Source organism: Flavobacterium bizetiae (assembly GCF_024271895.1).
Taxonomy (GTDB): domain Bacteria; phylum Bacteroidota; class Bacteroidia; order Flavobacteriales; family Flavobacteriaceae; genus Flavobacterium; species Flavobacterium bizetiae.
Genome location: NZ_CP091861.1, coordinates 21,583 through 40,335, shown reverse-complemented (window position 1 = coordinate 40,335; position 18,753 = coordinate 21,583). Strand labels below are relative to the sequence as shown.

Annotated in this window: 14 protein-coding genes, 2 tRNA genes and 2 rRNA genes; 7 read left to right on the top strand and 11 right to left on the bottom strand. The window is 36.3% G+C overall.

What is annotated here, in order from left to right; all coding sequences use genetic code 11:
* Window positions 1-60 precede the first annotated feature (60 nt).
* Together L0669_RS00190 and L0669_RS00185 are read left to right on the top strand one after the other, a co-directional pair.
* A complete protein-coding gene (locus L0669_RS00190) occupies window positions 61-726 on the top strand; it encodes a response regulator transcription factor (RefSeq protein WP_173971190.1) in 666 nt (221 codons plus the stop codon).
* 345 nt (window positions 727-1,071) lie between these two features.
* Window positions 1,072-2,331 carry an asparagine synthetase B gene (locus L0669_RS00185; RefSeq protein ID WP_263760425.1) on the top strand — a complete coding sequence of 420 codons (1,260 nt, stop codon included), beginning with the start codon at window positions 1,072-1,074 and terminating at the stop codon, window positions 2,329-2,331.
* On the opposite strand, the gene L0669_RS00180 is transcribed toward L0669_RS00185, so the two are convergent.
* The 11 genes from L0669_RS00180 to thrS form a co-directional block, all read right to left on the bottom strand.
* On the bottom strand, window positions 2,332-3,138 hold the full coding sequence (locus L0669_RS00180; protein ID WP_263760423.1) for an endonuclease/exonuclease/phosphatase family protein: 807 nt from the start codon (window positions 3,136-3,138) through the stop codon (window positions 2,332-2,334). It lies immediately after the preceding gene.
* A gap of 120 nt (window positions 3,139-3,258) precedes the next feature.
* On the bottom strand, window positions 3,259-3,513 hold the full coding sequence (locus L0669_RS00175) for a hypothetical protein (protein ID WP_173971193.1): 255 nt from the start codon (window positions 3,511-3,513) through the stop codon (window positions 3,259-3,261).
* A gap of 81 nt (window positions 3,514-3,594) precedes the next feature.
* The gene (locus L0669_RS00170; protein WP_191408365.1) at window positions 3,595-4,263 is read right to left on the bottom strand and encodes a response regulator transcription factor; all 669 of its coding nucleotides are present in this window, start codon (window positions 4,261-4,263) and stop codon (window positions 3,595-3,597) included.
* 10 nt (window positions 4,264-4,273) lie between these two features.
* The gene (locus L0669_RS00165; protein ID WP_263760421.1) at window positions 4,274-5,962 is read right to left on the bottom strand and encodes an ATP-binding protein; all 1,689 of its coding nucleotides are present in this window, start codon (window positions 5,960-5,962) and stop codon (window positions 4,274-4,276) included.
* 83 nt (window positions 5,963-6,045) lie between these two features.
* On the bottom strand, window positions 6,046-7,785 hold the full coding sequence (locus tag L0669_RS00160) for a tetratricopeptide repeat-containing sensor histidine kinase (RefSeq protein ID WP_263760419.1): 1,740 nt from the start codon (window positions 7,783-7,785) through the stop codon (window positions 6,046-6,048).
* Window positions 7,786-7,942: 157 nt separating this feature from the next.
* The gene (locus tag L0669_RS00155; protein ID WP_263760418.1) at window positions 7,943-8,377 is read right to left on the bottom strand and encodes a carboxymuconolactone decarboxylase family protein; all 435 of its coding nucleotides are present in this window, start codon (window positions 8,375-8,377) and stop codon (window positions 7,943-7,945) included.
* 78 nt (window positions 8,378-8,455) lie between these two features.
* Window positions 8,456-9,028: a Crp/Fnr family transcriptional regulator gene (locus L0669_RS00150; protein ID WP_263760416.1), complete on the bottom strand. Its 573-nt coding sequence runs from the start codon at window positions 9,026-9,028 to the stop codon at window positions 8,456-8,458.
* A gap of 150 nt (window positions 9,029-9,178) precedes the next feature.
* Complete coding sequence (rplT, locus tag L0669_RS00145) at window positions 9,179-9,523, bottom strand: 50S ribosomal protein L20 (RefSeq protein WP_041515545.1); 345 nt, start codon at window positions 9,521-9,523, stop codon at window positions 9,179-9,181.
* A 102-nt stretch (window positions 9,524-9,625) separates the two neighbouring features.
* Window positions 9,626-9,823 (bottom strand): 50S ribosomal protein L35, encoded by a 198-nt coding sequence (gene rpmI / locus L0669_RS00140; RefSeq protein WP_022827375.1) that lies wholly within the window; start codon window positions 9,821-9,823, stop codon window positions 9,626-9,628.
* 104 nt (window positions 9,824-9,927) lie between these two features.
* Window positions 9,928-10,479 (bottom strand): translation initiation factor IF-3, encoded by a 552-nt coding sequence (gene infC, locus L0669_RS00135; RefSeq protein WP_072964996.1) that lies wholly within the window; start codon window positions 10,477-10,479, stop codon window positions 9,928-9,930.
* Between the two features lie 22 nt (window positions 10,480-10,501).
* Window positions 10,502-12,448, bottom strand: a complete 1,947-nt coding sequence (gene thrS, locus L0669_RS00130; RefSeq protein WP_263760414.1) for a threonine--tRNA ligase — start codon at window positions 12,446-12,448, stop codon at window positions 10,502-10,504.
* 376 nt (window positions 12,449-12,824) lie between these two features.
* Here thrS and L0669_RS00125 point away from each other — a divergent pair, with 376 nt between their 5' ends.
* The 5 genes from L0669_RS00125 to L0669_RS00105 all read left to right on the top strand — a co-directional run bounded on the left by L0669_RS00125 (window position 12,825) and on the right by L0669_RS00105 (window position 18,657).
* Complete coding sequence (locus L0669_RS00125; RefSeq protein WP_263760412.1) at window positions 12,825-13,145, top strand: hypothetical protein; 321 nt, start codon at window positions 12,825-12,827, stop codon at window positions 13,143-13,145.
* A gap of 522 nt (window positions 13,146-13,667) precedes the next feature.
* A 16S ribosomal RNA gene (locus L0669_RS00120) occupies window positions 13,668-15,181 on the top strand.
* Between the two features lie 127 nt (window positions 15,182-15,308).
* Window positions 15,309-15,382 (top strand) — tRNA-Ile (locus L0669_RS00115).
* A gap of 182 nt (window positions 15,383-15,564) precedes the next feature.
* Window positions 15,565-15,638 (top strand) — tRNA-Ala (locus tag L0669_RS00110).
* A gap of 135 nt (window positions 15,639-15,773) precedes the next feature.
* A 23S ribosomal RNA gene (locus L0669_RS00105) occupies window positions 15,774-18,657 on the top strand.
* Together the 16S and 23S rRNA genes with 2 tRNA genes alongside form the textbook arrangement of a ribosomal RNA operon.
* Window positions 18,658-18,753: the final 96 nt, after the last annotated feature.

Below are 18,753 nucleotides of genomic sequence, written 5' to 3'. Positions count from 1 at the left end.
AGGCTGTTTTCGTTTGATATTTTGTAATTTCGACAAACCAAACGACCAAAATCAAATAAAATGAGTGCCGCTATTAAAATTGCTTTAGTAGATGACGAAGTTTTATTCCGGAAAGGAATATCTTTTTTATTGCAAAGAGAAGATAATATCGATATTATTTTTGAAGCATCAAATGGAGAAGAACTTCTGTCTAATTTAAATGACAGCCTAATCAAACCAGATATTATTATGATGGATTTGAAGATGCCTGTTCTTAATGGTGTCGAGGCCACAAAAATAATCCGAAAATTATTTCCCGAAATTAAAATAATTGCTTTAACGAGTTATGACACAAAATCATTTATTGCAAACATGATTCAGGTTGGAGCTGTTGCTTACTTAATAAAAAATACAACTCCAAAAGATTTAATTCACACCATCAATCAAGTTTCAAAAAAAGGGTTTTATTATAGTGAGAATGTTCTAAAAACAATTCAGGAAACTATTATATCCACAAAAAATTCAAAAGGAAATTTAGAAACCAGTTTTCTTTCTCCTCGCGAAATAGAAATTCTTCAGCTCATTTGCCTTCAAAAAACGACCACAGAAATTGCGGAGCATCTTTATTTAAGCCCAAGAACGGTTGAAGGACATCGTAATAATTTATTGCTAAAAACAGAGTCCAGAAATATTGCAGGATTAGTAGTGTACGCAATTCAAAACGAAATTGCAGTTTTAACACTTTAAAATTTAGCTTGTCAAAAATTGAATTGAAAGTACATAGTATAGTACGATCGTTACAACGAGAATGCACAAGGCTATTTTTTGCATTACATTTAATCCCTTTGGCTGGTTATTGCTATCATTAAACTTCATGGTTTTTGGTTTTCATTGATTAGTTTGATGATTCGGGATAGCAAATGTAATCATAATAAGTTTCCATGAAATAGGTGTTTCTACCTGATTTTGAGAAAAATACACTTATAATCTATTTCGGCTACATTCTTAATTAACATTTAAAAAAGTATAAAACAGGTCTGCTTGCTGTGTTTTTAAATGCTTACTTTATATCTTTACTAAAATAATTTTCTAATGAGTAAGAGTTTAGTTTATATTTTCTTATTGCTACTTTCATTATCAGCAAAAGCTTCGTTTATCTTAATTCCGATGGACGAAACCACGCAACAGAATCATCTTAAAGCATACGGAATAACATATTGGTGTTTAAGTAAAGATTATAAAGCAAGCTGGTTGCTTAATTATCGTGGAGGATCATTTCTATTACCTGATGCTGACGAAATTCGTAAAGAATGCAAGATTCGTGGAGTAAGTTTCGAAGTGCTTTCAGATGCAGAAGAAGCTTCGATCTTAAGCGATATCTCAAGTCCGTCACAAAATATGGAATCTGTTATTCTGGAAAAAGCACCTAAAATTGCTGTTTATACTCCAAAAGGAAAACAACCTTGGGATGATGCAGTAACATTAGTTCTGACTTATGCCGAAATTCCGTTTACACCAATTTATGATGAAGAAGTTCTAAGTGATCAATTACTACTTTACGATTGGTTGCATTTGCATCATGAGGATTTTACAGGACAATATGGTAAATTTTATGCCGCTTATAAAAATACACCCTGGTACATTGATCAAAAAAGAGATGCCGAAGCTTTGGCTGCAAAATTAGGTTACAGTAAAGTATCGCAGGAAAAAGGCGCGGTGGCAAAAAAAATCAGGGATTTTGTTATTGGCGGCGGTTTTATGTTTGCTATGTGTTCTGCAACAGATAGTTTTGATATCGCACTTTCTGCTGATGGTGTTGATATCTGCGAAGCCATGTTTGATGGAGACGCCAGTGAATCTAATTATCAATCAAAATTAAATTACGGAAACTCATTTGCCTTTAAAAATTTTACATTAGAAAGAAAACCAGAAGTATATGAGTTTTCAGATATTGATATGACTTCTAAGCGAAGAATTCCGATGGAAAAAGATTACTTTACTTTAATGGAATTTTCTGCAAAATGGGATCCAATTCCAAGTATGTTATGCCAAAACCATACACAATTAGTGAAAGGTTTTATGGGACAAACCACATCATTTGATACCGCATTGATAAAATCGAATGTTTTAGTAATGGGAACTTGCGAACTTAACGGCGAGTCGAGATACATTCATGGCGAAAAAGGAAAAGGAATGTTTACTTTTTTTGGAGGCCACGATCCTGAAGATTTTCAGCATCAGGTGGGAGATCCTCCTACAGTTCTTGATTTACACCCAAATTCTCCGGGATATCGTTTGATTTTGAATAATGTTTTATTTCCTGCGGCGAAAAAGAAAAGACTTAAAACGTAATTATTTCAAAGAAAATTCGAACCAAATAGGAATGTGATCAGATATTCTTCGCGCTTCTTTTAATGAATTAAAATTTTTGTGAAACGGAACGATACCAGAGTTTATAAATTCTATAGTACTTGTTTTGTAAAACATATTATCAAATTCTGAAGCCAGGCAAATATCATTTTTGCATTGCTGTTTTAGTGTTGTTTTTTGATTTTGTAAAATAGGGGAGTATCCCATTTTTTTTAAGGGATTAAAAACAGTATGGGATTGAGGGCAATTGAAATCACCCAGAAATAGTAAATTTAAATTTGGATATTCTGCCGGTAGAAATTTAAAGTATTTAATTTCAGTTTCTGGCTGTTTGCTTTTGGTAATGGCATGAAAATTAACCAGCGTAATGGTCTTTTTGTTTATTTCGAACGTCGCAAAATAAGGTTCTCTGTCAATTTCAAGATGATATTGTTTTTCTAGCCAGGTATCTCCTTTTAATTTGATTTTACTTGTTTTCCAAAGAAAGGCATAACGTTCTACTTTATGACTGCTGGTGCTGCTTGTAGGATTGCTGATAGCGTAATCCCATTTTGCCCCTTTTTCGTTTAGCAGCATAGCAAGTTTAGCAACGGCTTGTGCGCCACCGTAACCCGCAACAACTTCCTGAAGGGCTACAATATCATAATTTAAAACAGTATTGGCAATAAAATTGAGTTCAGATTCAGATTTAGATTTTCCAAAGTTTTCTAAATTCCAGGATAAAAGCTTCGTTTGAGAAAAGCTGAGAACGGTAAAAAATAAAAGAACAAGGCTTAAAATATATTTCATGCTATAGGTAAAAATTCAAATATAAGCATTTAAAATTTTTAGACACGCTGTTTTACTTTAGATGAAATTGGTTAGTATTGATTTTCCACCTTAAAGAATTATTATTAAAAGAAATATAAGTTATTCTTTTTTATATCTGTTTTTTAAAGCAGTTCCTATGATGATGATTTGCAAAACAAGAAGGGCAGGTATAAATATAATTTTCCAATCTATTTCAAGCCATCCTGTTTTTTCAGAAACGAATGCAAAACTTAATGATAGAAAAAGACAAAGTAGCATGGTTTTCATTACGATTTTATTTTGAGTTGTATTAATTTTAGAAAGGAACATTTGCTGTAAACTCTTTCCTGAATTAATTTTACGTTTAGTTTTCATTAGGTGGTTAATAAATTCTACACAAACTTAAATCTATAAAAAATCATTTCCTTACGGGATTCCGTAAAAACCTTATAAAATTTACACTAAGCCAAAATCTTTTGCAATCGCAATTAAGTGTACATTATTATTGGCTTTAAAGTATATTTTCAATTTATTGATGCGTTTTTCAATACTGCTCGTTCCGTTTGGAGTTATTGACGAAGCTTTAAACTCACTTGAGATATTTTCTAAAATATAACCTTTTGCCAAAAGTTTTAAAATAGAGATATCATAAGATTCAATTTCAATTAGCGCTTTATCATTAAAACTAAAAGATAAATCCGAAGAAAGTATTTTTTCTTCGTTTCTAAAAGTTCCTTCAATTGCTTTTCTTAATTCAGAAATACTGTTTCTTCCTTTTGAAACGTAGGCATTAATACTTAAATCGTAAAAAAGAGATTTTATACGATACGATTTATCTTCAATAGAAAATACAATCTTTTTTAATTTTGGCTGAACATCATTTGCAGCCTCAATAAGCTCTTCACCACTGGTAAGAGTGATATTACGGTGATCTGACTTAAAAGATAAATCGCTTATGAGTAAATCATAAGGTTCATTTTCAAGCAATGCTTTTTTTATTTTTAATAAACCATCATCACAATATTTTACATGATCAATTACAGGAACTTGTAAATCTTCAAGTACTTGAATAACGGCTATGCTGATACTGTCTAAATCTTCGGCAACTAAAACTTTTTTGAACATATAATGGTGTTTACAAAGGAAACGTGAAACTTAATCTAAATCCTTTTTCTGAATTGTTGTCAAAAATAATATTTCCATTTATAGTTTTAATACGGTTTTCCACATTTTGCAATCCATTTTTTAAATTTGGTGTACTATTTTTCGTTCCAATCCCATTGTCATTGTAAATTATCGTCAGCGTTTTATCAGTTATTTTAAAATTAATACTCACTAAAGTGGCCTGACTGTGCTTTTTCATATTAACAAACAGCTCCTGAAGAATTCGATAAAGAATTATTTTTTTGTTTTTTTCGACACAATCCCATAAAATTAAATCAAAACCATTCAGTAAAATATTCAGTTCGGGAGTTTTAAATCCGGAAATCATTTCTTTTAACGCATTAGCATAATTTTTTCCGTTAGAAATTGCACTGTTTTCTTTAGAAATAGTTCTAGTTCTGGCGTAAATTGCATCAAGATTGTTGAGTAATATTTCTTTGTTATCCTCTTTCGTAAGATCTATATTTTCTGTAAATGTTAATGTCTGATAAACGTCATTCGCAAGTTCAGCACGTAATTTATTCGAAATTCGGATTTCACTTTTAAAGATGGCGTCATTTTTTTCTTTTTTCCCTTTAATGGTTAGATAGCAATAGAGAAACAAACTGAACATAGTCGTAAAGAAAAGAATGATGTATGAAATAATATTACGGTTCTTTTGTCTTTCTAACTGCAATTCGTTTTTTGCTTTCTCTGCTTTATATTGCAGATTTTCATCTCTGTCTTTTTTAGAATAATATTTAATTCTGGCAAATTGATTTTTTGCTGTTTTTCTTGATTTTTCGATACTATCAGCAAGCTGAATAAATTTAGACGAATATTCTTTTAGACTTTTTCCCTCGCTCGTTTTAGTTAATAGTTTTAAACTCTGAAGTTTGTTAGGAGCATCATTTAATTTACTCGAAATATCGTAAGCTGTTTTCGCATAATGTTGTGCTTTTTGAGGATTACTAAACTGAAAATATTCAGCAATATGCAAATAACTGTATAAAAGTGAATAATTGTCCTTTAACCTTAACTGAATAGCCAGGCTTTTTTTGTAATACTCGATAGCTTCTGGTTTTCCTTGTTCATCATAACAAAGCCCTAAGTCATCTAATATTCTCGCGTATTCGTAATCATTTATATATTTATCTTTCTCATAGATAGTTTTAATTTTTGATAGCGAAACCAATATACTTTCTGCAAGCTTTATTTTTCCTTGTTTCAAATAGATTTGAGAAATACTATTAAGTACTACAATTTTTCTATAAGTACTTATTTTTAGATGTAATGATTTTTGATAATATAAAAGAGCATTGTTATAATCGTAAGTATAATAGTAATTGGCGCCAAATTGTTCATAGACATTTGCGGCAAACCTTGGTTTTTTAATCTTTTTTAAATGCGGAAGTGTCTTTGTTAATAATAGTTCACTAGCAACAAAATCACCCTGCATTTGCTCCACCGAAGCCATGCAGGTAATCGCATAAACATAATCGATATAATCGGTATCAATATCACAAAGTAATTGTGCCTGATTATAATAATTATAAGATTCGTCTAAGTGATAGGAATCAAAAAGAACATCGGCTTTGTATAGAATTTTTCGAATCTCTGATTTCGTATATTTCCTTTTGTTATTAAGTTCATTTATTGGGGATTTTAATGAATACGTCACACATCCTATCATTAAAAAAAATAGGATGGCTAGAAAATATTTTAAGATTTTTTTATTTTGAAATGATCTGAAAGTCTTTTTTATCATGATACAGGAATTTTTAAGAAGACTTTAAAACCTTTTCCCGGATCTGAATCGATATCGATTATTCCTTTAACGGAGTGAATTCTGTTCTCTACATTATGAAGTCCGTTTTTATAAGATAATTGAGTTAGATCAGCACCTTTCCCGTTATCAGTATAATGTATGCTAATATTTGTATCAGTTTTTTTAAATTTTATCCCTACTAAATTAGCATTACTGTGTTTCTTCATATTTACAAGAAGCTCCTGAAGGACTCTGTAAATAGTTGTTTTTTTATTTCTATCAAGAGTATTCCATGCGATCGTTTCCAACTCGTGTATACTAATAGTAATGTTTGAAGTAGTAAAACCCAGAATCATTTCTCGCAGAACCAGAGCATAATTTTTATTAGTAGTAAGAGTGCAATTTTCTTTTGATATGTCTGTCGTTCGGGAATAAATAATATCAAGATTACTTATTAATTGCTCTCTGTTTTCGGCTAATGCAAGGTTTTTATTTTCGACAAATGCCATAGTATGATAGATGTCGTTTGCCAGTTCGTCATGTAGTTTTTTGGCAATTCGCGTTTCGCTTTTATAAGTAGCCTCAATTTTTTCTTTATTTCCTCTCGAAGTCAGATACACATAAAGCACTATTATTAAGCTCAGACTTATAGCAACAATAATATAGGAAATTATATTTTTGTTTTTTTGCCTTACCAGTAGTAGCTCATTTTCGGCCTTATGAGTTTTAAGCTTTATATTTTCGTCTTTCTCCTTTTTAGAATCGTATTTTACACGTGCAAATTGATTTTTAACTTTTTGTCTCACTTCAAATATACTGTCAACGAGATCAACATATTTAGTAGAATATTTTTTCAACTCTTGGTTAGAAGAACTATTTTGTGTTATTAGTTTTAATGCGGCTATTCTTTCGTCGGCATTGTTTCCAATGGTAAACTGTTCATAGCTCATCATCATATATTTTTTTGCCAGAGAAACATTTCTATTTTCGTAGAATTTTGCCAAATGAAGATAGCTTTTTCCTAAGTCAAAAGGTTTTTTTTCCTTTTGTCTTAGTGTGAGGCTTTCGTTTAAGTAGTAAATAGCTTTTTCAAATTCATTGATTTTAAAATAACAAAATCCAATGTTGTCTAAAGCTTTGGCATAAAACAGTGCATCATCTCTTACTTCTTCATGTGTAAGTAAAGAAAGAAAAATATCGAGAGACTCTTGGTATTTTTCCTCTTCAATCAAAATAACAGCGATATTATTTCTGGCAGCCAAATTTCGCCATGATTCTGTTTGTAACTCTAAAGCCTTTTGATTATATAATGCTGCATTTTTGTAATCGTATGTGTTTAAATAATTGATACTTAAAATGACATAAGTATTCCATGCATATTCAGGGCTTTTAATGTATTTTAAAGAGGGGAGAGCTTCAGTAACTGTCGATTCGCTTCCGGCATAATCACCGTGCCTCTGCTGGATATCGGCCATTCTGTTTAAAGTGCTTACATAATGTATAGCATCAGTTTCAGGATGACATATAAATTTTACTTTATTGTAATAATAGAAGGCACTGTCAAAATCATTAGTGTCATAAAAGTGATTAGCAGCCTTAAGTAATTTTTCAATTTGTGGTTTTGAACTCTTTTTTTTGGTGGTTTTATTGCTTTTTTGTTGGCAGGAAAATAAAAATAGAAAAGTAAAAATTATATATAGAAAGCGGCGCATTATTTCTGTGGTATCATGCGCCAAAAATAAAGAATTTTAATTCTTAAAAAAGAGTAAAAATACGGTATTTTGTTTTATTTTAATTTTTGTCGTTTGCTTGATATTCAGTATTATACGGGCAATATGTCAGTATTCGGAGATATTGCCCGTATTTCATAAAGCTGAATTTATATTACTGATATTAAATAGCTCTCATTCCTGTAGCTATCGCTAATCTGTTCCAGGAGTTAATGGTGATAATAAGAAGAATGATTTCTGCTAAATATTTATCATCAAAAAGACGCGCGGCATTCTGATAAACTTCATCAGAAACGTGATTGCTAATCATTGTAATTTGTTCAGTCAAAGCTAATATTGCTTTTTCTTCTTCTGTAAAAACATCAGCTTCACGCCAAGCGCTTAGTAAATAAATGCGTTTTTCAGTTTCTCCATATTTTCTGGCATCTGCTGTATGCATGTTAATACAAAAAGCACACCCGTTTATTTGGGAGGCACGAATTTTTATTAGCTCTTTTTGTATAGGAGTTACTGAAGTAGTTGCATTGTACTTTTCTAAATTCATTAAAGCTTCATATGCTGCCGGAGCAACTGTCGGGATAACAATTCTTGGTTTCATTGTACTTGTTTTTTAAAGTGTGATACAAAGGTCTTGTATATCTGTTTTAAAAAACTTGAACTACTTCAAGAAATATCACTAGACTTTTCCTGCTCTGATTTTACTCATGAACTCTGCCGAGAAATCCAGGTAAGAAGCAATCATGTATTGGGGAACACGCTGAACAAATTCAGGATATAAATCATTAAAATGATGATACCTTTCTTCTGCCGACATAGTAAATAAAAACTTGATCCGCATTTGTGCGGCACCAAAAGATTTTTGAGCAACAATTCTAAAGTAGCGCTCTAGTTTTGGAACCTGTAATAAAATTGATTCTAAAGCCGATTTTTCTAAAGCAATTACTTCAGATTGTTCTACAGCTTGTATGTAAAAATGAGAAGGCACGTGATTGTGAAAACTTAAGTAATCTGTAATCCACCAATTCTCAATGCCAAATTGAAGTGTTTGTTCAATTCCTTTATCGTTAATGATATATTGCCTCATGCAGCCTTTAATGATAAAGTATAGCGTATCACAAGCCTGACCTTCTTTTAATACAAGTTCTTTCTTCTTGATTGTAGACACACTTAAACAAGAATCCAGAATATCGATTTCTGATGGTTCTAAGTTTACGATCTTTTCAATATGTTGTAAAAGCGCTTTATGCATAATGTATATGATTATTTACAAATGTACTTTTTAAATTCAAATCTTAAAAATGAGAATTTTGAAAAGGCCTTAAAAGCAAAAAACCATCCCGTTTAAACGAGATGGTTTTTCTATGATAAGTAAGTAATCTAAATTGAGTTTATAAAACGTTTATTTTACTTTGTTAAGTATTGCTTTGAAAGCTTCAGGGTGATTCATTGCTAAATCTGCAAGAACTTTACGGTTCAATTCGATTCCGTTAGCTTTTACTTTACCCATGAATTGAGAATAAGACATTCCTTCCAATCTAGCTCCAGCGTTGATACGTTGAATCCATAATGCACGGAAATTTCTTTTGTTTTGTTTTCTATCGCGGTAAGCGTAGCACATTGCTTTCTCTACTGCATTCTTAGCAACTGTCCAAACGTTTTTACGTCTACCAAAGAAACCTTTGGCTTGCTTCATTATTTTTTTTCTTCTTGCTCTTTTAGCAACTGAATTTACTGCTCTTGGCATAATTTTAATGTGTTTTTGTAGCAGGCGTCCTGAATTAAATCAAAGGAACTTAAAAGCCATACTCCAAGGTTATAATAAATAATTTTTTAACCTAAAGAATTATTAGATAATTCTTAATTGTTGTTTAATGCTTTTCATATCTGTTTTGTGAACTAGCGCTGAGTGTGTCAAAGCTAATTTACGTTTTTTAGATTTTTTAGTCAAGATGTGACTTTTAAAAGCATGCTTTCTTTTAATCTTTCCAGAACCAGTAACTTTGAAACGTTTCTTGGCGCTAGATTTTGTTTTCATTTTAGGCATTTTTCCTAGTGTTTTAATTTATTCTTACTTACTTATTTTTTTAGTTGTCAGTCTCGGTTTTCAGTTTACAGTGTGGAAACTGAAAACTGAGACTGCAAACTGTTTTACTTTTTCTTTTTAGGAGCAATGAACATGATCATTCTCTTTCCTTCCAAAACTGGCATAGCTTCCACTTTACCATACTCTTCTAAGTCTGTAGCCAAACGTAGTAATAAAATTTGTCCTTGATCTTTATAGATGATAGAACGTCCTTTAAAGAAAACGAATGCTTTTAGTTTAGCACCCTCTTTAAGGAATTTCTCAGCATTCTTTCTTTTAAATTCATAATCATGCTCATCCGTCTGAGGACCAAATCTAATTTCTTTTACTACGACCTGCGTCGACTTAGCTTTTAATACCTTATCACGTTTCTTTTGTTCGTAAACAAATTTCTTATAATCCATGATTTTACAAACCGGCGGCTCAGCGTTTGGCGAAATTTCAACCAAATCCAATTCGAATTGATCCGCTAAACGTAAAGCTTCTGCAAGCTTAAACACACCTGGTTCGATGTTCTCGCCTACTAGTCTTACTTCTTGTACACCACGAATAAGGTTATTTATTCTGTGTGCATCTTTTTTTTCTACTCGAGGTTGGTAACCTCTGTTGCTTCTTATTGCTATGACTTTATAATTTAAGTTAAACTGTAAAAACTTTTAATGTCTTTTTTATTTCTTCGTTTACAATAGCGACAAATTCATCAATTGTAACTGTAATATTCCCTTTTCCTTCTTGACCGTGACGACGGATCGAAATAGTTCCGTTTTTCTCCTCTTCCTCACCTACAATAAGCATAAACGGTATTTTTTGCATTTCAGCATCTCTAATTTTCTTACCAATAGTCTCGCTTCGGTTGTCAATTAGGGCGCGAATTTCGTGATTTTCTAGCAAATCTAAAACTTTTTTAGCATATATTTCGTATTTCTCGCTCAAAGACAAGATTATAGCCTGTTCTGGCATTAGCCAAAGTGGGAAATTTCCTGCTGTATGTTCCAGTAAAATTGCGATAAAACGTTCCATCGATCCAAAAGGAGCTCTGTGAATCATAACAGGGCGATGTAATTCATTATCAGCACCTTTATAAGTTAATTCAAAACGCTCAGGAAGGTTATAATCAACCTGAATAGTTCCTAATTGCCATTGTCTTCCTAAAGCATCTTTTACCATAAAGTCAAGCTTCGGACCATAAAAAGCAGCCTCGCCATATTCTACAACAGTATTTAATCCTTTATCAGCCGCCGCATTGATAATAGCATTTTCAGCTTTCTCCCAGTTTTCGTCAGAACCAATGTATTTATCTCTGTTTTCCTGATCTCTTAATGAAATCTGAGCAGTAAAGTTTTCAAAACCTAACGAACCAAATACATACAATACAAGGTCAATTACTTTTTTAAATTCTTCATCTAATTGCTCCGGAGTACAAAAAATATGTGCGTCATCCTGAGTAAACCCTCTAACACGAGTTAAACCGTGCAATTCGCCAGACTGCTCATATCTATATACAGTACCAAATTCAGCATAACGCTTAGGTAAATCTTTGTATGACCAAGGTCTTACGTTGTAGATCTCACAGTGGTGAGGACAGTTCATCGGTTTCAATAAAAACTCTTCACCTTCTGCAGGAGTATGTATAGGTTGAAAACTATCAGCACCATATTTTGCATAATGTCCAGAAGTAACATAAAGTTCTTTTTGTCCAATATGTGGAGTAACCACCTGCTCGTATCCGGCTTTCTTCTGAGCTTTCTTTAAAAATTGCTCTAAACGATCTCTAAGTGCAGCACCTTTAGGTAACCATAAAGGTAAACCCTGTCCAACTTTCTGAGAGAAAGCAAATAATTCAAGTTCCTTGCCTAATTTACGGTGATCACGACGTTTAGCCTCCTCAAGAAGTTCAAGATATTCAGTCAAATCCTTTTGTTTAGGGAAAGAAGTTCCGTAAACACGAGTCAATTGTTTGTTTTTCTCATCACCTCTCCAGTAAGCACCAGCAACGCTCATGATTTTAAAAGCTTTGATAATACCAGTATTTGGGATATGACCACCTCTACATAAATCAGTAAAAGTAGCATGATCACAAAACGTAATAGTACCGTCTTCAAGATTCGAAATCAATTCAGTCTTGTAAACGTTATCCTTATATAGTTCTAATGCATCCGCTTTACTAACCGGACGCATTTTAAATTCGTGTTTTCCTCTTGAAATCTCTAAAACGCGATCTTCGATCTTTTTAAAATCAGCATCAGTAATTTTCTGGTCTTTAAAATCAACATCATAATAAAAACCATTCGAAATTGCAGGTCCTAGAGTTAATTTAATTCCAGGAAACAATTCCTCAAGTGCTTGTGCCATTACGTGCGAAGTCGAATGCCAGAAAGCTTTTTTTCCTTCTGCATCATTCCATGTATATAAAATAAGACTACCGTCGGTCGTCAATGGAGTTTCGGTTTCTATTGTTGTACCATTAAAAGACGCAGAAATCACATTTCTTGCAAATCCTTCACTAATGCTCTTAGCAACCTCCATCGGAGTTACACCTGAAGCAAACTCTCTAATTGACCCGTCGGGTAAAGTAATCTTAATCATTGTTTATAATTTTGTGAATGCAAATATAACGCATTACAAAAATACATACAATACATATATACATGTTTATACTAATATATAAGAGTAATATTTATAATTATCCCCAAGTCTATTTTTTACTACTATATATAAGACTGTGTTTGTTGATTCTGGAGATAGGTTTCTAGAGAGGGTATTAGTTTTTATTCTCTCCTATATATAAGGTGAAGTTTCATGTCCCAATTCCGACGGTTTAGATAATAGGAGCGGCTATGTCCGGCTGAGCGAAGACGAAGCCTTTAGATTTTAGATTTTAGATTTTAGATTTTAGATTTTAGATTTTAGATTTTAGATTTTAGATTTAGGATTTTAGATTTAGGATTTTGAAATTTGGAATTTGGAATTTGAAAATTTTGGAATTTATTTAGGAGCTATTTCCCGCTATCCACTCCAATCTTTTGTGCCGAACGCCGGCACAAAAGGATTTCCACTACTATTGGGGCTAGGGGAGCAGCTTTCAAAAGAAGTTTACTATAATAAAAGAGAAGTAAAACGCTCCAAAAATCAAAACCTAGCGCCTTTGCTCCCGATAGCCATCGGGATTGCGAGATTAAAAAGAATTCAAAATATAGCCTTGCGTTCTTTGCGAAACAAATCCAAAGAGAAGAATTCTTGGCTTCTTTGTAGTAAAATCAGCCTAAACTACCCGAAACTTTAAAAGAATCAAAAAACTTCATATTGTAAAAAACATCAAACCAGTTACTTATGAAAAAGATTGAAAATAGTTTGAAAAAGCTATTGTTTAACTGAATAAACTACCTACTTTTGCACCCGCAACAACGATAAACGTTTACTGAAATACTGACAAGCTAAAGCGATCAAAACGAAAATTTATTTTCGAAAAAAGATTAAAAAAAGCTTGTGGGTAAAGAAAGAAAGTTTTAAGTTTGCACCCCGCAAAATACGGAAAGTTCATTGATAAATTGGTAAGGTTTGAGAAGAAAAAAGAAAAGAAATTTTCTTTAGAAAAACTTCAAAAAACATTTGCCAGTTAGAAATAAGTTTTCTACTTTTGCACCCGCTTTGAGAAACAAGCGAAAAGAAAAGAAACACACGTTCGTAGACATATTGAATTGACAGCCGTTTTAACAGAGATGTTAAAACAAAAGAATAAGAGTAATAGAATCGAGAGATTTGAAAAGAACCGATAGATAACATCGCAATATAATATAAAAAATATACGATGAAGAGTTTGATCCTGGCTCAGGATGAACGCTAGCGGCAGGCTTAACACATGCAAGTCGAGGGGTATTAGTTTTCGGACTAAGAGACCGGCGCACGGGTGCGTAACGCGTATGCAATCTACCTTTTACAGAGGGATAGCCCAGAGAAATTTGGATTAATACCTCATAGTATTATAGAATGGCATCATTTTATAATTAAAGTCACAACGGTAAAAGATGAGCATGCGTCCCATTAGCTAGTTGGTAAGGTAACGGCTTACCAAGGCTACGATGGGTAGGGGTCCTGAGAGGGAGATCCCCCACACTGGTACTGAGACACGGACCAGACTCCTACGGGAGGCAGCAGTGAGGAATATTGGACAATGGGCGCAAGCCTGATCCAGCCATGCCGCGTGCAGGATGACGGTCCTATGGATTGTAAACTGCTTTTATACGAGAAGAAACACTCCGACGTGTCGGAGCTTGACGGTATCGTAAGAATAAGGATCGGCTAACTCCGTGCCAGCAGCCGCGGTAATACGGAGGATCCAAGCGTTATCCGGAATCATTGGGTTTAAAGGGTCCGTAGGCGGTTTAATAAGTCAGTGGTGAAAGCCCATCGCTCAACGGTGGAACGGCCATTGATACTGTTAGACTTGAATTATTAGGAAGTAACTAGAATATGTAGTGTAGCGGTGAAATGCTTAGAGATTACATGGAATACCAATTGCGAAGGCAGGTTACTACTAATGGATTGACGCTGATGGACGAAAGCGTGGGTAGCGAACAGGATTAGATACCCTGGTAGTCCACGCCGTAAACGATGGATACTAGCTGTTGGAAGCAATTTCAGTGGCTAAGCGAAAGTGATAAGTATCCCACCTGGGGAGTACGTTCGCAAGAATGAAACTCAAAGGAATTGACGGGGGCCCGCACAAGCGGTGGAGCATGTGGTTTAATTCGATGATACGCGAGGAACCTTACCAAGGCTTAAATGTAGATTGACCGGTTTGGAAACAGATCTTTCGCAAGACAATTTACAAGGTGCTGCATGGTTGTCGTCAGCTCGTGCCGTGAGGTGTCAGGTTAAGTCCTATAACGAGCGCAACCCCTGTTGTTAGTTGCCAGCGAGTCATGTCGGGAACTCTAACAAGACTGCCAGTGCAAACTGTGAGGAAGGTGGGGATGACGTCAAATCATCACGGCCCTTACGCCTTGGGCTACACACGTGCTACAATGGCCGGTACAGAGAGCAGCCACTGGGCGACCAGGAGCGAATCTATAAAACCGGTCACAGTTCGGATCGGAGTCTGCAACTCGACTCCGTGAAGCTGGAATCGCTAGTAATCGGATATCAGCCATGATCCGGTGAATACGTTCCCGGGCCTTGTACACACCGCCCGTCAAGCCATGGAAGCTGGGGGTGCCTGAAGTCGGTGACCGCAAGGAGCTGCCTAGGGTAAAACTGGTAACTAGGGCTAAGTCGTAACAAGGTAGCCGTACCGGAAGGTGCGGCTGGAACACCTCCTTTCTAGAGCCTTAGTGTTAGTTGATTTATCAACACGCTGAGGAAAAAAGATGTCTATTTAAAGGAACTGAATCTATGAGATTCAATTACTCTTGCTGTTAGTTCAAATAATAAATTTTAAGTAAAACAGAGTCTCGTAGCTCAGCTGGTTAGAGTACTACACTGATAATGTAGGGGTCGGCAGTTCGAGTCTGCCCGGGACTACTTTTTTAGAGTTTTGAATTATAAATTATGAATTATAAGTTATAATAAAAAAAAACAAACAAACTAAAGAAGACTGAAAAGCTTAGAAAAAGGAAATTCTGGAAGTTGGAATTCACCAAAAGAAATTAGAGAAGAATTCAAGAAATCTAAAATCTGAATTCTACAATCTAAGATTGAAAAATGGGGGATTAGCTCAGCTGGCTAGAGCGCCTGCCTTGCACGCAGGAGGTCAACGGTTCGACTCCGTTATTCTCCACTGGTCCGAAAGGACAAAAGTTCATTGACATATTGAGATAAGAAAATAATAAAAAGTAGAAAGCGTTTTTTGTTATCGTAGTAATACGAATAATAAAAAACAAAAAAAAACGGTCATATTAATTTATGATTGGTACAATAAGCAAAATAAGGGCGTATGGGGGATGCCTTGGCTCTCAGAGGCGATGAAAGGCGTGATAAGCTGCGAAAAGCTACGGGGACGGGCACACACCGATTGATCCGTAGATACCTGAATGGGGCAACCCACTATGTTGAAGACATAGTACACCGATAGGTGGGCAAACCCGCTGAACTGAAACATCTAAGTAGGCGGAGGAGAAGAAAACAAAAGTGATTCCGTAAGTAGTGGCGAGCGAACGCGGATTAGCCCAAACCAATGTTGTTACGGCAATGTTGGGGTTGTAGGACCACGACATTTTATGTACAAGGAACCGGAAGTTACTGGAAAGTGACGCCATAGAGGGTGATAGCCCCGTATGGGTAACGAGTATAATAGATAGTGGTATCCTGAGTAGGGCGGGGCACGTGAAACCCTGTCTGAATTTGGCGGGACCATCCGCTAAGGCTAAATACTCCTGAGAGACCGATAGTGAACCAGTACCGTGAGGGAAAGGTGAAAAGAACCGTGAATAACGGAGTGAAATAGATCCTGAAACCATACGCTTACAAGCGGTCGGAGCCCTTTCGTGGGGTGACGGCGTGCCTTTTGCATAATGAGCCTACGAGTTAACGTTGCTGGCAAGGTTAAGTGGTTAAGCCACGGATCCGTAGCGAAAGCGAGTCTGAATAGGGCGCTTTAGTCAGTAGTGTTAGACGCGAAACCGTGTGATCTACCCATGGGCAGGATGAAGCTGTGGTAACACACAGTGGAGGTCCGAACCGGTTGACGTTGAAAAGTCTTCGGATGACCTGTGGGTAGGGGTGAAAGGCCAATCAAACTCGGAAATAGCTCGTACTCCCCGAAATGCATTTAGGTGCAGCGCTGTGCATAAAGTTATATAGAGGTAGAGCTACTGATTGGATGCGGGGGCTTCACCGCCTACCAATTCCTGACAAACTCCGAATGCTATATAATGTTTCACAGCAGTGAGGGCTTGGGTGCTAAGGTCCAAGTCCGAGAGGGAAAGAACCCAGACCATCAGCTAAGGTCCCCAAATATATACTAAGTTGAAAGAACGAGGTTTGTCTGCCCAGACAGCTAGGATGTTGGCTTGGAAGCAGCCATTCATTTAAAGAGTGCGTAACAGCTCACTAGTCGAGCGGACGAGCATGGATAATAATCGGGCATAAGTATATTACCGAAGCTATGGATTTGCAGTTTACTGTAAGTGGTAGGGGAGCATTCTAACAGGGTTGAAGGTGTATCGTAAGGTATGCTGGACTGGTTAGAAAAGAAAATGTAGGCATAAGTAACGATAATGCGGGCGAGAAACCCGCACACCGAAAAACTAAGGTTTCCACAGCTATGCTAATCAGCTGTGGGTTAGTCTGGTCCTAAGGCGAACCCGAAAGGGACAGTCGATGGCTAACGGGTTAATATTCCCGTACTACTAATTACTGTGATGGGGTGACGGAGTGATGAAAGCGCCGCGAACTGACGGAATAGTTCGTTGAAGTACCTACCTATAAGATGCGCAGGCAAATCCACGCGTCTTGGGGAAATACGATAGTACTCGGAGTCTTCGGACAAAGAGATAGTGCGCCTAAGGGCTTCCAAGAAAAACCTCTAAACTTCAGGTAATTAGTACCAGTACCGTAAACCGACACAGGTAGTTGAGGAGAGAATCCTAAGGTGCTCGAGAGATTCATGGCTAAGGAATTAGGCAAAATAGACCTGTAACTTCGGGAGAAAGGTCGCCCTGAGCAATCAGGGCCGCAGTGAAGAGGTCCAGGCGACTGTTTATCAAAAACACAGGGCTCTGCAAAATCGTAAGATGAAGTATAGGGCCTGACACCTGCCCGGTGCTGGAAGGTTAAGAGGAGATGTTATCTTCGGAGAAGCATTGAATTGAAGCCCCAGTAAACGGCGGCCGTAACTATAACGGTCCTAAGGTAGCGAAATTCCTTGTCGGGTAAGTTCCGACCTGCACGAATGGTGTAACGATCTGGACACTGTCTCAGCCATGAGCTCGGTGAAATTGTAGTAACGGTGAAGATGCCGTTTACCCGCAGTGGGACGAAAAGACCCTGTGCACCTTTACTATAGCTTAGTATTGACCTTGGATAAATGATGTGTAGGATAGGTTGGAGACTGTGAAGTGGCGTCGCCAGGCGTTGTGGAGTCATTGTTGAAATACAACCCTTTGTTTATCTGAGGCCTAACCCCGTTTTGCGGGGGACATTGCTTGGTGGGTAGTTTGACTGGGGTGGTCGCCTCCAAAAGAGTAACGGAGGCTTCTAAAGGTTCCCTCAGTACGCTTGGTAACCGTGCGTAGAGTGCAATGGCATAAGGGAGCTTGACTGAGAGACATACAGGTCGATCAGGTACGAAAGTAGAGCATAGTGATCCGGTGGTTCCGCATGGAAGGGCCATCGCTCAAAGGATAAAAGGTACGCCGGGGATAACAGGCTGATCTCCCCCAAGAGCTCATATCGACGGGGGGGTTTGGCACCTCGATGTCGGCTCGTCACATCCTGGGGCTGGAGAAGGTCCCAAGGGTTGGGCTGTTCGCCCATTAAAGTGGCACGCGAGCTGGGTTCAGAACGTCGTGAGACAGTTCGGTCTCTATCTACTGTGGGCGTTAGAAATTTGAGTGGATCTGATTCTAGTACGAGAGGACCGAATTGGACAAACCTCTAGTGTATCTGTTGTCCCGCCAGGGGCACCGCAGAGTAGCTACGTTTGGAAGGGATAAGCGCTGAAAGCATATAAGCGCGAAACCCACCACAAGATGAGATTTCTTTTAAGGATCGTGGAAGATGACCACGTTGATAGGCTATAGATGTAAAGGCAGTAATGTCATAGTCGAGTAGTACTAATAATCCGTAAGCTTATGTACACCCTTTTCCTCCAGGGCAACTTGGAGGAAGAAACTTTCTAAAATAGTAAATAAAAGTACTTTTCTTTATCTCAGTATGTTAAGATATTGTTTTTA

Excerpts from the sequence above, each read along its gene's own strand:
- L0669_RS00180 (WP_263760423.1), bottom strand. The coding sequence starts at position 3,138 with ATGAAATATATTTTAAGCCTTGTTCTTTTATTTTTTACCGTTCTCAGC.
- L0669_RS00190 (WP_173971190.1), top strand. The coding sequence starts at position 61 with ATGAGTGCCGCTATTAAAATTGCTTTAGTAGATGACGAAGTTTTATTC.
- L0669_RS00150 (WP_263760416.1), bottom strand. The coding sequence starts at position 9,028 with ATGCATAAAGCGCTTTTACAACATATTGAAAAGATCGTAAACTTAGAA.
- thrS (WP_263760414.1), bottom strand. The coding sequence starts at position 12,448 with ATGATTAAGATTACTTTACCCGACGGGTCAATTAGAGAGTTTGCTTCA.
- L0669_RS00175 (WP_173971193.1), bottom strand. The coding sequence starts at position 3,513 with ATGAAAACTAAACGTAAAATTAATTCAGGAAAGAGTTTACAGCAAATG.
- L0669_RS00170 (WP_191408365.1), bottom strand. The coding sequence starts at position 4,263 with ATGTTCAAAAAAGTTTTAGTTGCCGAAGATTTAGACAGTATCAGCATA.
- L0669_RS00155 (WP_263760418.1), bottom strand. The coding sequence starts at position 8,377 with ATGAAACCAAGAATTGTTATCCCGACAGTTGCTCCGGCAGCATATGAA.
- rplT (WP_041515545.1), bottom strand. The coding sequence starts at position 9,523 with ATGCCAAGAGCAGTAAATTCAGTTGCTAAAAGAGCAAGAAGAAAAAAA.
- rpmI (WP_022827375.1), bottom strand. The coding sequence starts at position 9,823 with ATGCCTAAAATGAAAACAAAATCTAGCGCCAAGAAACGTTTCAAAGTT.
- L0669_RS00185 (WP_263760425.1), top strand. The coding sequence starts at position 1,072 with ATGAGTAAGAGTTTAGTTTATATTTTCTTATTGCTACTTTCATTATCA.